Here is a 13,970-nt window from a genome sequence, read left to right as displayed (position 1 = left end):
ACCAGGCTAGTCTACCGAACGCGAGACTTTAGGATCGGAGATGTCCGCCCAGATGGTCTTAAGTTCAGTATATTGGTCGTGGGCATGCAATGACTTGTCTCGTCCCCCGAAGCCCGAAAGCTTGAAGCCGCCGAAGGGAGTCGAGACATCCCCTTCGCCGTAGCAGTTGATGGTCACCGTCCCGGCGCGAATGTCCCTTGCGATGCGATGCGCCTTGCCGAGATTGGCGGTAAAGATTGAAGCTGCAAGCCCGTATTGCGTATCGTTGGCGACCCGGAGCGCCTCGTCAGCGTTGGCCACTTTGATGACCGACAGCACTGGACCGAAAATCTCCTCTCGCGCAATCGTCATTTCGGGCGTGACATCGTCGAATACGGTCGGCTGGATGAAATAGCCTTTGCCATGCTTGTGGGCGTTCCCGCCCGTGACGATCCTGGCGCCTTCCTCCCGCCCCTTCTTGATGTAGCCCATGATGCGGTCGAACAGCTCCTTCGACACAATGGCGCCGAGCCGATTGCCCGGATCCAGCGGCTCGCCCAAAGGCCATTCCTTTAGCTTGTGGAGGACGGTTTCCACCAAGCGATCCTTGATCTTCTCGTGCACGATCAGGCGGGAATTGGACGAGCAGTTCTCGCCCATGTTCCAGAAAACAGCTTGGGTGACATGCTGTGCAACAACGTCGAGGTTCTCGGCGTCTTCCAGCACGATGCACGGGTTCTTTCCGCCGCATTCGAGCACGATGCGCTTGAGATTGGACTTGGCGGAATATTCCAAGAATTTCCGGCCGACGTCAGTTGACCCGGTGAAGGCGACCATGTCGATATCAGGATGCACGCCGAGTGCCTTGCCGGTCACTTCGCCCGGACCGGTGACGATTTGCAGCACGCCTGACGGCAACCCGGCCTCATGCGCCAGTTCGGCGATCCGCAACGTCGACATGTTGGTCTGCTCGGCCGGCTTGATAATGACGGAGTTGCCCGTCGCAAGTGCCGGACCGATCTTCCAGGCCAGCATGAGGAGCGGGAAATTCCAGGGGAGAACGCAGGCGACCACGCCCAGCGGCTGGCGCACGATCATCGACACGACATCGTCGCCCGAAGGTGACGTCTGGCCGTAAAGTTTATCGGTGGCTTCCGCATGCCAATCCAGGCAATGCAGAGCCTCGGGGATGTCTGTGGTTTCGACGTCGTAGATCGGCTTGCCGCTTTCGAGCGTCTCAAGCACTGCAAGCTCATGGGCGTTTCGCTTCATCAGTTTCACGAGCCGCCGCAGAACGCGCTTGCGGTCGCTCGGATGCGCACGCGACCAGGCGCCCGATTCAAACGCCAGTCGCGCCTTCTCGACAGCGAGATCGACATCGGCCTGTCCGCAGGAAGCGATCCTGGCGATGACCTGCCCTGTCGCGGGATTGATGGTCTCGAAAGTATCCCCAGATTGTGCAGCTCGCGCCTTGCCGTCAATTACTGCGCTGGTCGGCAGTGGCAGGCTGTCCGCTAAGTTCTGGTACTCATCACGCGTTAATAGCGATGACATTCTCGGAAGCCCTCTTCTGGGATTTTGCAGTGATTGACGCGATGACTGCCTTAAGGGTGCGGATCGTCGACTCGAGTTCCCGCTTCTGTTCGTCGCCGAGTGCCCGCATCGGCCGGCGCACGGGCCCAGCCGGCAACCCAGCCAATTCGCACCCGAACTTGATGCTCTGGACGAACTTGCCGCCCTGTTCGAGAAGCCTCATCAGAGGCAGAAGCGCCGACATGATCTGCCGGCCCTTGGTGAAGTCCTTCTCGATCACGCAGGCTTCGTATAGCGCGAGGTGCTCTGTCGGCAGGCAGTTGCCGGCGCCGCAGACCCACCCTTTTGCGCCCCAGGCGAAGAATTCTAGCGCCTGATCATCCATGCCGCAGAACAGATCGATGTGCGGGTAGTCACGAGCCAAGGCGTGCAGCTGGTTCATGCTGCCGCTGGATTCCTTGATGGCACAGAAATTGGAGCTGCGACCGACCCGGTCCAGGAACTCGACGTCCATCATCGTGCCGGTGCGTCCGGGATAGTTGTAGAGCATCACCGGTAGATTGGCGGCCTTGTCGATCGCAAGTGCATGATTGGCAAGTTCGAGCTGCGTGGGAACAGCGTAGTACGGCGAGCCGATCAGGATGCCGTCGTACTTGAGGTCCTTTGCAATTAGCGCGTATTCAATGCAGTCGTCGGTGCGAATGGCGCCGACGCCGGCGATTAGGGGCATCTTCCCCTTCACCACGCTCCTGGCAAGCTTAAGCAGGCTGACACGCTCGTCGCGTGACTGGGCGTAGTACTCTCCTGTCGTGCCACCGACAACAATACCGTGGACGCCAGTCGCGACCAGGTGCTCGACCATGACGCAGAAACCGTCACGGTCGATCGACCCGTCCGCGTGAAAGGGCGTTGTGACGGGCGGAATAACACCTTTGAACGACATCTGCCTCGCTCCAGTTTGGGGCTACGGGTCAGTGTTATATGCAAGCTGAGGAGTGGGAGCAGCCGAAATAAAATCACCTGGCAGGCAACTTTTTTGCGGTTCGGGCCGTATCGAGCATGCCTATGCGAATTGGCGTATCGCCAGGCTACGAGCTGTTCGCTAATCGGACGGCATTCAAGGACACACGCCGGGCGCGAGCTCTACCTTCAGGCGTTCCGCTCTTCGGCCGAAATCTTTCGCAACCTCTCGCTCACCCGCTCGGCCCCGGCGATAGGCTCCAGCTGTCGTTCCACGTCAGATAGTATGCTCCCGTGCCGTCCAGTTCGAAATCGGTGATCCTGATGAGCTTGCCCTCTGGACCAATCTTCGCGCCAGCCGATGCAAGCTCACGGCAATGCCCTGATCAGCCGGAGGGCTTGCAAGCCACGAAGAACTTGCTGCATCTATGGCCACGAAGCGCCCCGTGCGTAATCCCCGCGCGGCGCAGGACCTCGTCCCAGCCGGCCCAGTCGGTTCAATCCATTCGACGTTCAGGAGCGCAGTTGGGGCAAGCACTTGGGGTTGCATCGCTGTGCTCCTGGGCGAAGCCAGGACCGCAGACTGGATAGATGATACGCCCAACAACAGTTCCGCTGTCTCGTCAGGCCATGAGCCGCACCCATAGAGGATGCGCAGCTCGACTTGTGCGCCCCCAATAGTCGCGCGAACTGTCGGAAATCACATGGTCAACTTTGATATCAGCATGCAGTGCCAATACCGCGGCATGCGCGGCATCAACCACATCGACGCGAGTGCATCGCTGGAGGCATCGTGACGTTCCCGGAACGATCGAGTTTAATGGTCCTGACGACATCGGACGCCTTGGAAAGGCTGCTTGCCAGCACGCTGTAGATGTCTTTGCCAGAGCTGGTAAGCATCACGCCGGTTCCTCGCCTCACAAACAGCGGAACACCAAGTTCGTCCTCAATGGCTTTGATCTGCCGACTGATTTCTCCCGACGTCACGCCCAGCTCGGAAGCCGCAAGCTTGAATGAGAGATGGCGTGCCGAGGCCTCGAATGCCGTGAGGGCAGTTAGTGACGGGAGATCGTAATACTGAGGAACCATTGAAGAATCCAATCAGATCGGGAGTCGCGAACCGAACAAGGGTATCCGCTCGTCCTCTGGCCCGGGGTGCGGCCGTCCGCCGTGACCCGAGCAAGTTGCGTGCCAATTGGCGCACCGTTTCAGCTGCACCACTTCTCCTTACCGACTGCCCGCCCGTGGCGACCTTTTCGTCGGGTTTCAGACATTCTTGTCCAGCTCCAGACACAAGGTTTGTGGATAGACATGCGCGGGATTTCACATTGACGATGTGAGATCCGGCCATCCTGTGGGGAGTATGAGAAGCCCCGTCGCTCGGGTTATATCCGCCATCTTTTTCCCTGCCGAGGTGGTCAGCGTGGGAGGGCAGCCACGACACGGTCCCCGTAGCGAGAAGTTCGCCGCTCGCTAGGATCGGCACGGTGACGCAGTCACCATGCAGACGCTTGGCAGCAAGCACATGCGCCTCGATCAGCGCGTGCACCGGCTTCAGCACCGCGGCATAGGCGCCGACCTGGTCCGCCAGCTTGGAGAGGCTCAGATCGATGCCCCTGCGGTGACAAGCGCTACGCCGGTTCAACGGCCAATGCTGGGGAACTTCTCAAACAGGATCATCGCCAACAGGTTTGGCCCGGCAAAGCCGCGCAACGCCACATGGAGGGTGCAGGCGGCTGCGTGATCGTCTCGCATTCTCGACAGGTGAACTTCTTGCGCTCCGTCTGGATCACTTTCCACTGGCGGGGGATGACCTTCATTTTCGGTGACGTCCTCGCGAAGCTGCGCCAGTCTGGCCCTAAAGCGCGGCGGGCAGTGTCACGTGAGTATTTGCCGGTCCGCTCTCATCACGCTTTGGCCAAGTGAGCGTAACTTGCTGCGAAACGCGCGAATTTGTGCTCGCCGCACGTCACCGGGTTGTAGCGAACCGGGTTGCTGTCCGTGACGCATAAGGGCAATGGTTCGATGATCGCGTCGAAATCAGCGTCAATAAAGAAGGGGTTTGAGTATCGCTCGCGTCCCGAGGTATTCACCACGCGGTGCATGTTCGCCAAGTAGACATCGTTGGTGAGCCGCTGAATCAGATCGCCAATGTTGATTACGAATGTGCCGTGGATCGGCATGCCCTCGACCCAATCGCCATCTCGGTTCATGACCTGAAGACCACCCACGTCGTCCTGCGACAGGATGGTCAGATTGCCGTAGTCCGTGTGGGCGCCAATACCTATGATCTCTTCGCCTATGTAGCCACTCTGCGGCGGATAATGAAGCAGGCGCTGAATGCTGATCGGGTTGCGCATGAAGTTTTCGAAATAGCTTTCCGACTGGTCCAGACTGAGCGCGATTCCCTTCAATAGTATTTTCGCGAGGTCCACCATTTTTTGATGGTATTCGTACGTCAATTTCTGGAACTCGGGCAAACTTGAGGGCCACTGATTGGGGCCAAGAAACGGACCTTCCAGCGTCGGACGTTCAGGTCCGATGTCAAAGCACTCCTTCAGGTCTTTCGTCTTGCCCGGATCGGTGTTCTCCCCGAACGGCTCAATGTATCCGCGGAGCGCCACATCGGATTTGCTAACGTGCAATGTCATCTTCTGCGACGTGGGCAGATCAAAGAACCGACGGCTCACATCGAACACCGAATCCACGAAATCCTGCGGAATACCGTGGTTCTTCACATACATGAACCCAGTGTTCGACAACGCCCAACGTATCTCCTTCGCCACCCTCTGCTTATTGCTGCCATCGAGAAGCGGCGCGATGTCAACGACCGGCAGCTTGTCAAAGCTTTCGCGTTTCGCGCGCAGCTTGTCGTCCAGTTTGGCTACGAGATTTTTGCGCATTAATCACCTTTGTTTGACGATGGAGCCGAAACAACGAATTGGACATTTTTGACTAGCAGCATGAAGAAGTGCCGGGAAGGATGGTACCTAGTGGTTTACGCCTGACATAAGAGTCCAGCTGGGGATTCCCTTTTGTGAGTGCGCATGCGAGTCTGGCGCATGCGCACAGGAATATTGCTCACCGTTTCTTCGATTGATCGTCAGCGTCTGGGCGCGCTGATCAGGGATCGCAATGCGCCGCAGAAGCACGTTTGGCGCGCCGAGATCATTCTGTTGAGCAGCGACGGCGTGGGCACCGTCGAGATCATGCGGCAAACTGGTAAGTTCAAGACCTGCGTGTGGCGCTGGCAGGAGCGCTTCGCCGCGGAAGGTTTCGAAGGGCTGTTGTTGCGATAGCGTCATCATGGCCGCTCCTCCGTTGGTGCACTGGCCTTCTTGGGCACCTGGAAAACCCAGTAGTGCGCGTCCTCCTCCTCGACATATCTGCCGTCGTTTAGACGCTGTGCCGGTATAAGGATGCCCGCATTTTGTAGACTCCGCACCTCATCTTCAAAGGATGTGGTCTCCGCATAGCTCTTTCGGGTGCTTACGATGACGAATCCGTTCGGGCGCGTGACGCGAGCCAGTTCGCGCAGTGCATCCGGTCGGACATGCCCGAGCGTGAAGACGCCGCAGCAGACCGTGATATCATAGCTCGCGCTGGAGTAGTCGGAGAGCGGCCCGTTGAGGTCGACATCGCCTCGGACATTGCGGTAGACGCGAGTTTGCTGGGCCTTTTCGGCCATCTCCACGGAGAGATCGAACCCGTCGATCAACCGGAACCCGAGGCGTTCCAGTTCCACGCCCACGAGGCCTGTTCCGCAGCCAGCGTCCAAGATTGCGATGGCTGCTCGCTGCCTAGCCAAATAGGCCGTCTGCACGGCGCCCGCGAGTTCCGCCACGATCATCGGCCCGCAGTATCCATCGCGGCCCACATCCGAATCGTAGGAACTGGCCCATCCGCGATAGAAGTGGACCAAGCGACCGGCGTCGCTGTCGAGAGCGTGGGAATCCGTAATGCGCTTTCGTGCGGCTTGCTCCAGTGCCGTCTGCCGATCGAGGGTGTTCATGATAGTTCCTCCATGTGTGAGTGATCCGAATGCGGCAAAGTTGTCATTGGAGGCGCAATGGCCGGCTCAACCCAAGAGCTGTTCGTTCCGTACGCTGAGCCGGCCGTCGCGGACGCTTCCAGCGAAATGCACGCCACCTGCTGCCGCCGGACGGCGATCTCAAGCGTGCTCAGTGGGGATGTGTCGACTTGAGCACTGTCCGGCGCATTCCGGCCAGGGCGCTCTGTGCGCCTACTAACTTGTCGAAGACGTTGCGTGGCAGCGGCAGGTAGTTGACGACAAATGCCGTAATCGCGGGCCGCATCTCGATGCGTCTTGTCACCGGGTGTCCTTTTCGAGCAAGTCGTTCGCGGCCGCGGGATTGATCTCTTCTTTATCTGATAGCCGGCGTCCAGGAGCTTGGCGATTGGTCGGCCCAACGCTGTCGGTCGCAATGAATCCGATACATTGTGGAAACGAGCGGCGCGCACGGCGCTTCCTCCACCCTCTACAGCAGACATGGGGACTTCCTTTCACAGGTCGGCCGGCGAGACCTTTAGGCCAAGCTCCATCGTTTCAGGGAATATCATCCGGCTTTATGAATATCAAGCTAGTTTATGTTAAGATTATACTCCACATGTTAAGTTTAGTTTACTGGTATTTAATATTTACGTGGGGGTTTTATCACAATACGTCAACAAAATATTTTCATCTATAGCGACCTGAGGGTGACGAAAACCCGTTCGGCAGCCGCGAGAGGTCGACATTGGCTACGGTGCGGTCCGGTGGGAACCACATTGATCTCAAGGCTGCTCGACGTGAGCACCAGCTGATCGGGATCGAGCTTCTCCGATCTGCGGCTGGAAGGACGCGTGGTGGAGTTCACGCACCAAAATGCTCCCGGCGTTCATTGGTGCGCGGCCAGACCTCGGCTTCCATTTGCGCTCGCTCCGCCTGCTCGGCCGTACTGTGGGAAAACATCAAACGACCGGCGCCTGCTGTCGATTTCGTCGAGTGCGCGACACAGGGCAGGAGTTCTGTCCCAATTTCATGCAGCCCATTGAATAATACGCAAGCCTCTGTCTGGCCTCTGTCTGCACAGTTGACACGACTTTTGATGCTCCCTTGTTGCAAGCGCCCGGAGGTTCCGACCAAGATTCAGATTGGGAGCCATCTCGAGATCGATGAAATGAAGGATAAAGCAACATGTCAGGTCGGCGTGAGTCCACATCGCCCGACTCGAGACGGGTCAGGAGGTTCACCAGTCGCGTAGATGCGTTCCCCCGCCGTGTCGACCGGGGACAGAAGAGATTGGTGCGGGAGCACCTCAAGGCGGGATCTGCCCGCTTGAGCCCGAAGAACACAGGACCCCGTACCCCATCTACCGCGGGGGGCCACGAGGCCGGTGTTCCGCATTTGCTCGAGCGGATTGAGTTTGAAGCGTTCCGGCTGTGAGACCCACGCCTTGCAGATGAACTCGTAGGGTGTGAGACCCTTGAGGGTCTTGAGCCTGCGGGCGAAGTTGTAGGCGGCGACGAAGTCGGCAAGATGGGTGCAGAGTTGGTCGTGGCTCTCGTAGTAATGCCTCCTTGATCAGCGTCACCGCCGAGCCACCGGCACCGGGGGTGGTGAACTGGATGTTGTCGGTAAGCACGGTGTGGATCTTGGAGGGCACGGCCGCGATCAGCCGCAGTAGGAAGTCTCTTGATACGGCTGTGGGGGCCTTCTCGTGCAACTCGACGAAGGCGAACTTCGAGGTGCGGTCGATAGCGACGAACATGTGCAGCTTGCCCGGCATCCGCCCAGACCGTCTTCGTCACCATGGATCAAGGCAAGCGCCGGCACCGTGTCGTTGACGTTGGCCGGTGTGGTGATCACCGTGCCGATCAAGCCCGAGCCCTCGTCCCCCCGACATGGACCCTGTAGCTAAAGGTGAAGCCGCGCTTGCCGCGGTGAAGGCGGGCGTCCGCCTCCTTCGAGCTCGCTCGCTCGAAGGGGCGCCGAGATCGCATCGATCAGCGTTGCATCCAGCATCGTGCCCCGCTTCAGGATCACGCCGGCCTTCTCCAACTGCCAGTCCAGTTCGCCAAACAGCTTCTCCAGAAGCCCTTCGCCGACAAGCAGGTTGCGAAGGCTGCGTGTTTCATAAATTCGCGGACACCCATTCCGCTAATTCGCGGACAGCGATGGAATGCACCCCTGGACTGAGACAGAGAAAATAGCGGACAGTTTCCCGCAAGATCAGGAAACTGTGCATGGGATCGCAAAGGATCATCAATGAAGAGGACAAGCTCTCGCTTCTGCAACGAATGGAAGCGGGCGAGAATATCAGTGAATTGGCAAGGGAGGCCGGGATTAGCCGGCAACGGCTGTACGATTGGCGTGATCGCCTGCGCCTAACCGGCAGCCTCAAGGCGCGTCGTCGTGGACGTCCCGGGAAGGCATCGGTTGTCTCGTCGGAGCCGTTGCAGCAATCGGGTGAGATGGCGCTGCCGCCTGAGGAGAAGGCGCTCGCCAAAGCGAGACGGCGCATCTCCGAACTGGAACAGAAAGTCGGCCAGCAGCAATTGGATCTCGATTTTTTTCAAGAAGCCTTGCGGCGTATCAGGGACGATCACCGGCAGGACACCGCGCCTGGCGGCACGGAGTGTTCGAGGTCATCGAAAAAATGACCGCTGGTTCGTCGCAAGGCATTGAAAGGATGTGCTGGCTGGCAGGCGTCAGCCGGGCCAGTTATTACCGGCATTGGCAAAGTTCGGCGCCGCGTAAAGAGGAGACGGCCCTGCGTCACCCTTATTCAGCAGCCCGCCCTCAATAACCGTCACTATGGCTATCGACGGATAGGCGTCTTGCTGCGCCGAGAAGGGTGGCAGGTCAATCATAAACGGCTGTTACGGATCCTGAGAGAAGATAATCTCCTGTGCTTGCGCTCCCGCCCTTTCGTGCCGATGACGACCGACTCGCGCCACGGCTGGCGCGTCGTTCCCAAGCTCGCGCGTGGCATGATTGTGACCGACGTCGACCAACTCTGGGTCGCGGACATTACCTATCTTCATCTGGCCGAGGAGTTCGCCTTCTGGCAGTCATTCTCGATGCTTCAGTCGTAAAGTCGTAGGCTGGGCCCTGGACACGCATCTGCGTGCAAGCCTGGCCATCGACGCTCTCGAAATGGCGATCGCCACGCGCACCCCGGCGCCGGGCAGTTTGATCCATCATTCTGACCGCGGCGTGCAATATGCGTGCAATGCCTATTCCGCTCTTCTCAACCTTCACGGCATCCAGGCAAGCATGAGCCGCGTTGGCAATCCCTACGACAATGCCAAAGCGGAAAGCTTCGTGAAAACATTGAAGCAGGAGGAAGTGCAGGGCCTTACTTACAAGGACGCGGTCGACGCCCACAATCGGATCGGGGCCTTCATCGAAACCATCTACAATCAGCAGCGGCTGCACTCGGCGCTCAACTATTTAACCCCGGAGGAATACGAACAGAAACATTCACGCAGACGACACATGGAAATGGCCGCATAAGCTTAACATGGCGAACTGTCCGCTATTTTCTCTGTCTCAGTCCAGGGGTGCATTCCAGCGATTTCAGTAATTACGGGACAGTGATTCCGCTAATTCCCGCAGTTTTCGGAGCGGATATAACGGTCGGTTCTCGGGAGCGCCGTTCTGGCATTTTGCCCTCTCATCATCGGGTTGAGAGGGGCCATGCCAAGACGGAAGCAAGCGAGACGAACGACAGTGAAAGACCTACGATCCATCCTGCGCCTGACGCATGAGCAGGGCCTCTCGGTGCGAGCGGTGTCGGAACGGCTGAAGATCAGCAAGACTTCGGTTTCGACCTATCTGTTGCGGGCGCGTGAGGCTGGCATCTCGGACTGGCCGCTGCCGCCGGGCTATGACAATGACGTATTGCTTGAGCGGCTTCTGTTTCGCCGGGTTGGCCGTCCGCCACAGGATCTGGACGAGCCCGATTGGGCGAAGCCGACGATCTCAGCCGCGACGAGTGGCTCGGCCTGATGCTCGATCGTGAAGCCGCCATGCGTGCCGACAAGCGTCTGACCAACCGTCTCGCCGTTGCCAGGCTGCGCTTTGTCGACGCCTGCATCGAGAACATCGACTTCGCCCCGCATCGCGGGCTCGACCGGCGCAATACGCTGTCGCTGGCCCAAGGCGCCTGGCTGAAGGCGCATGAAAACCTCATCATCAGCGGGCAGACCGGCACCGGAAAGACTTGGCTGGCCTGCGCCTTCGGACGTCAGGCCGCCCGGCTCGATCATTCCGTGCTCTACCTGCGCATGCCACGTCTGTTCGAAGATCTCGCCCTGGCGCGTCTCGACGGCCGCTTTCCCCGTCTCATCGACAAGCTGGCTCGGGTGCAACTGCTGATCCTTGACGACTGGGGCACCCACAGCCTGACCGACCAGCAGCGTCTCGATCTGCTGGAAATCTTCGAGGAACGCTATCGCCGGAAATCAACGCTGATCACCGCGCAACTGCCGATCGCCCAGTGGCATGCCATGATCGGAGAGCCGACAATCGCCGACGCCATTCTCGACCGGGTGGTGTCTCATTTGACGGTGATCGACCCGCGTCACGGCCTTGCGGGCCAGCGTCTGGAGCTGGTTTCGTCCCGTTTTGCGCGCGGTCCGGCTTTCGTCGTTGTTCGACTGCCTGACGGACGCCGCCGCTCAATTCGGCGTTCGGTGACCGACCTTGCAGCGGCGTCACCGGAAGAACAGGGCGTGTCGAAATCGTTGGCCCGCATCAACGTCCGAACGCTGCTCATATTGCTGCACCATTTGAACAGCACCTTGGCCTCCCGTATCGAGGAGGTGATTCGCGATGAACATACAGTCGAATCTGTACCGCGTAGCGTCCCAGACCCTCACCGAACTTCCCAACCCGGGCATGGCGACACTCCCGAGCCTTTGGCTCAACTTGCCGGGGGAGACGCAGAAGCAGATCGCGCAGAGCCTCGCGCGACTTCTCTTGCGGATGCGATCGATGGGCGCGCCGACAGCGGCGGATCGGCATGTTGAGAGCATCGAATAGAGCGGACGAGTGCGTCACTGCTGCGCATCGCGGCAAGCTCGCTCACATTTACGTCCGCCAGTCCTCCGTGAACCAGGTGCGGCATCATCAGGAAAGCACGGAACTGCAATACCGCCTCGTCGATCGCGCGGTCGCTCTCGGCTGGCCGCATGAACGTGTGCACGTCATTGACGAAGATCTTGGCAAATCCGGAGCCGGGACCATCGAGCGGATGGGCTTCAAGAAGCTGATCGCCGAGATCGGATTGGGGAATGCCGGTCTGGTCATCAGTCTCGATGCCTCCCGCCTTGCTCGCAACAACCGCGATTGGCATCAGCTCCTCGATTTGTGCTCGCTCTTCGGCGTCATCATTGCCGATGGCGAACGTCTCTACGATCCCTGCGCCTACCATGACCGCCTGTTGCTCGGTTTGTCGGGCCTCATGAGCGAAGCGGAGTTGCACCAGATCAAGCAGCGCCTCCATCAGGGCGAGCGTCAGAAGGCGGCACGCGGCGAGCTACGCCTTCCTGTTCCCGCCGGACTGGCGCATGGTCGCTCCGGCGAGATCATTCTCAATCCCGATGAGCAGGTGCAGGCGAGGCTCGGCCTCGTCTTCGCCAAATTCCGCGAGCTTCACAGTGCGCGGGCCGTGATGCGCTACCTGCGAAAGAACGATTTGCCGCTGCCCGTGCGTCCCGTGCTCGGCCCAGCACCGCACGATGTGGTGTGGCGCGAGGCCGACAGTTCACGGGTTCTCAGCATTCTTCAAAATCCTGCCTATGCTGGAGCGTATGTCTATGGCCGGAGGCGGATGGAAGGCGGGCGGATTCGCCATGGCGTTTATCGCCCGAGGACGACCAAGGTCCCCATCGCCGACTGGGAGGTTTGCCTTCAGGCTGCTCATCCTGGTTATATCGGCTGGGAGGAGTTCATGGAGAACCAGAGGCGACTGGAAAACAACATCAACCGCTACGAAGCCGGCCATTCGGGCGTGCCGCGCAAGGGAGCGGCACTGCTGCAGGGCATCGCCGTTTGTGCGCGGTGCGGTCGCCGGATGAGCCTGCGCTATAGCGGTCCCGCCGGCGACTATCCCGTCTACACGTGTCGCGCCGACCGTGATCAGGAGGGCGGGCCGCTATGCCAGGAAGTGCGTGCGCTGCCTGTCGATGCGCACGTCGAAAGCATCCTGCTCGAGGCCTTGACGCCGGACAAGATCGCCATCGCCCTCGCCGCCCTGGGCCAGATCGAAGAAGAGACGCGTCAACTTGAGCGGCAGTGGGCGCTGCGGCGCGAGCGGGCTCGTTATGGGGCGGAAAGAGCACGGCGCCAATATGATGCGGTCGAGCCGGAGAACCGTCTGCTGGCGCGTTCGCTGGAGCGCGTCTGGGAAGAGAAGCTGCGCGCCGCCGAGGCGATCGAACAGGACTACGAACGCTGGCGACATGACGAGCCCCTGGTCTTGAACGAGCCGGATCGCGAGGCGCTGCAAAAGCTGGGCGAAGATCTGCCCGGCATCTGGCACTCGCCTTCGACAACGGCGGCCGAGCGCAAGGGCATCCTGCGCCTCATCGTCTGCGAGGTCATTCTCGACCAGAAGCGCTTCCACGGCCAGGTCTGGTTCAAGATCCTGTGGCAGACGGGAGCGACAAGTGAACACTCTCTCCAGAGGCGGGTCCACACCTATGGCGACTACATCGATCTGGAGCGGCTGCGCAGCCGAGCGATCGAACTCAACGCCGCGGGCAAAATGGACAAGGAGATCGCCGCGACGCTGAACGCCGAAGGCTTGTCGCAGCGCGCGGCCGCGCGTTCAAAGGTGAGAATGTCTGGCTTCTGCGGACACGTTGGGGCATCCCCACGGTCAAGATCAATGGGACGAGCGCCAATCCCGACCGCTGGCCAGATGGAACCTACTCTGTTCAAGGGGCGGCCGCCGCCCTGGACGTCACACCCCAAACCGTCTTCGACTACCACGCCCGTGGCTGGATCGAGGGACGCCAGCTCACGAAGGGGCAGCCGTGGCAAATCGAACTCTCGGACAACCAGATCAACACGCTGCGAGCGCGGATCGCACGTACCAGGCGATCAAGGAAGAAGGCATCATGAAAACTTCGCTGACCCAACCCTGGCCGATGCCATCCTCGACCGCCTCGTTCACAACGCCTATCGCATCGATCTCACCGGTGAAAGCATGCGAAAACAGCGCTCGCCAAGAGCGACCGAAACAGCGCAAGCTTGACCTGAAACGAAACTCAATCCAAACATCAACGAGACCCAGGATTAGTCCGAAAAATGGCCGGCTTCAAATCGGAACACCGGCCGGAATGAAATCGGAATGACTGGCCGGCTTCAAATCGGAATCGATGGCCGGCTTCGTCGGAATACGCTCGGTGAGCGCCTTTGCGAGGTATCGCTTGCCCCAGCGTCCGGCTAACCAATAGAGCTCGGGAATATGAAATGCGTCACTTGC

General features: G+C 59.6%; 10 protein-coding genes and 8 pseudogenes. 9 read left to right on the top strand and 9 right to left on the bottom strand.

The window, feature by feature from the left end; translation table 11 throughout:
* Positions 1-6 precede the first annotated feature (6 nt).
* The 5 genes and pseudogenes from NKH99_RS30820 to NKH99_RS30800 form a co-directional block, all read right to left on the bottom strand.
* Positions 7-1,533: an aldehyde dehydrogenase gene (locus NKH99_RS30820; RefSeq protein ID WP_353017610.1), complete on the bottom strand. Its 1,527-nt coding sequence runs from the start codon at positions 1,531-1,533 to the stop codon at positions 7-9.
* On the bottom strand, positions 1,511-2,455 hold the full coding sequence (locus NKH99_RS30815; RefSeq protein WP_353017608.1) for a dihydrodipicolinate synthase family protein: 945 nt from the start codon (positions 2,453-2,455) through the stop codon (positions 1,511-1,513). Before NKH99_RS30815 ends, NKH99_RS30820 begins: the two co-directional genes overlap by 23 nt.
* 773 nt (positions 2,456-3,228) lie before the next feature.
* Positions 3,229-3,561, bottom strand: coding sequence for a LysR family transcriptional regulator (locus NKH99_RS30810; protein WP_353017606.1), 333 nt, complete (start codon positions 3,559-3,561; stop codon positions 3,229-3,231).
* 373 nt (positions 3,562-3,934) lie between these two features.
* Positions 3,935-4,329 (bottom strand): annotated as a pseudogene (locus tag NKH99_RS30805) (transposase); the annotation flags it as partial.
* A gap of 50 nt (positions 4,330-4,379) precedes the next feature.
* Complete coding sequence (locus NKH99_RS30800) at positions 4,380-5,375, bottom strand: isopenicillin N synthase family dioxygenase (protein WP_353017605.1); 996 nt, start codon at positions 5,373-5,375, stop codon at positions 4,380-4,382.
* A gap of 159 nt (positions 5,376-5,534) precedes the next feature.
* On the opposite strand from NKH99_RS30800, the pseudogene NKH99_RS30795 reads away from it, so the two are divergent.
* A pseudogene (locus NKH99_RS30795) lies at positions 5,535-5,768 on the top strand (helix-turn-helix domain-containing protein); the annotation flags it as partial.
* Positions 5,769-5,776: 8 nt separating this feature from the next.
* Here NKH99_RS30795 and NKH99_RS30790 read toward each other — a convergent pair.
* The 4 genes and pseudogenes from NKH99_RS30790 to NKH99_RS30775 all read right to left on the bottom strand — a co-directional run.
* A complete protein-coding gene (locus NKH99_RS30790) occupies positions 5,777-6,484 on the bottom strand; it encodes a class I SAM-dependent DNA methyltransferase (protein WP_353017604.1) in 708 nt (235 codons plus the stop codon).
* A 169-nt stretch (positions 6,485-6,653) separates the two neighbouring features.
* A complete protein-coding gene (locus NKH99_RS30785) occupies positions 6,654-6,806 on the bottom strand; it encodes a hypothetical protein (protein WP_353017602.1) in 153 nt (50 codons plus the stop codon).
* An 866-nt stretch (positions 6,807-7,672) separates the two neighbouring features.
* A pseudogene (locus NKH99_RS30780) lies at positions 7,673-8,255 on the bottom strand (transposase family protein); the annotation flags it as partial.
* A gap of 20 nt (positions 8,256-8,275) precedes the next feature.
* Positions 8,276-8,593, bottom strand: a pseudogene (locus tag NKH99_RS30775) (transposase); the annotation flags it as partial.
* Positions 8,594-8,718: 125 nt separating this feature from the next.
* On the opposite strand from NKH99_RS30775, the gene NKH99_RS30770 reads away from it, so the two are divergent.
* From NKH99_RS30770 to NKH99_RS30735, 8 genes and pseudogenes are all read left to right on the top strand, one after another.
* Entirely contained in the window at positions 8,719-9,135 is a 417-nt protein-coding gene (locus NKH99_RS30770) for a helix-turn-helix domain-containing protein (RefSeq protein WP_353017600.1), read from the top strand.
* A gap of 147 nt (positions 9,136-9,282) precedes the next feature.
* Positions 9,283-9,381, top strand: a pseudogene (locus NKH99_RS30765) (IS3 family transposase); the annotation flags it as partial.
* Between the two features lie 30 nt (positions 9,382-9,411).
* Positions 9,412-9,570: a hypothetical protein gene (locus NKH99_RS30760; protein WP_353017631.1), complete on the top strand. Its 159-nt coding sequence runs from the start codon at positions 9,412-9,414 to the stop codon at positions 9,568-9,570.
* Positions 9,512-9,991 (top strand): IS3 family transposase, encoded by a 480-nt coding sequence (locus tag NKH99_RS30755; protein ID WP_353017629.1) that lies wholly within the window; start codon positions 9,512-9,514, stop codon positions 9,989-9,991. The genes NKH99_RS30760 and NKH99_RS30755 overlap by 59 nt, the downstream gene beginning before the upstream one ends.
* Positions 9,992-10,174: 183 nt before the next feature.
* Positions 10,175-10,447: pseudogene (locus NKH99_RS30750) on the top strand (sigma factor-like helix-turn-helix DNA-binding protein); the annotation flags it as partial.
* A gap of 38 nt (positions 10,448-10,485) precedes the next feature.
* Positions 10,486-11,508 (top strand): ATP-binding protein, encoded by a 1,023-nt coding sequence (locus tag NKH99_RS30745; RefSeq protein WP_353017627.1) that lies wholly within the window; start codon positions 10,486-10,488, stop codon positions 11,506-11,508.
* Positions 11,502-12,608: pseudogene (locus NKH99_RS30740) on the top strand (recombinase family protein); the annotation flags it as partial. The gene NKH99_RS30745 and the pseudogene NKH99_RS30740, both read left to right, overlap by 7 nt.
* Positions 12,609-13,601: 993 nt before the next feature.
* Positions 13,602-13,739: pseudogene (locus NKH99_RS30735) on the top strand (ATP-binding protein); the annotation flags it as partial.
* Positions 13,740-13,970: the final 231 nt, after the last annotated feature.

This window comes from Mesorhizobium sp. M0854, from assembly GCF_040319815.1.
GTDB lineage: Bacteria > Pseudomonadota > Alphaproteobacteria > Rhizobiales > Rhizobiaceae > Mesorhizobium.
This window is presented reverse-complemented; position numbering and strand designations above follow the sequence as displayed.

Excerpts from the sequence above, each read along its gene's own strand:
- NKH99_RS30820 (WP_353017610.1), bottom strand. The coding sequence starts at position 1,533 with ATGTCATCGCTATTAACGCGTGATGAGTACCAGAACTTAGCGGACAGC.
- NKH99_RS30810 (WP_353017606.1), bottom strand. The coding sequence starts at position 3,561 with ATGGTTCCTCAGTATTACGATCTCCCGTCACTAACTGCCCTCACGGCA.
- NKH99_RS30800 (WP_353017605.1), bottom strand. The coding sequence starts at position 5,375 with ATGCGCAAAAATCTCGTAGCCAAACTGGACGACAAGCTGCGCGCGAAA.
- NKH99_RS30770 (WP_353017600.1), top strand. The coding sequence starts at position 8,719 with ATGGGATCGCAAAGGATCATCAATGAAGAGGACAAGCTCTCGCTTCTG.
- NKH99_RS30815 (WP_353017608.1), bottom strand. The coding sequence starts at position 2,455 with ATGTCGTTCAAAGGTGTTATTCCGCCCGTCACAACGCCCTTTCACGCG.
- NKH99_RS30790 (WP_353017604.1), bottom strand. The coding sequence starts at position 6,484 with ATGAACACCCTCGATCGGCAGACGGCACTGGAGCAAGCCGCACGAAAG.
- NKH99_RS30745 (WP_353017627.1), top strand. The coding sequence starts at position 10,486 with ATGCTCGATCGTGAAGCCGCCATGCGTGCCGACAAGCGTCTGACCAAC.
- NKH99_RS30760 (WP_353017631.1), top strand. The coding sequence starts at position 9,412 with ATGACGACCGACTCGCGCCACGGCTGGCGCGTCGTTCCCAAGCTCGCG.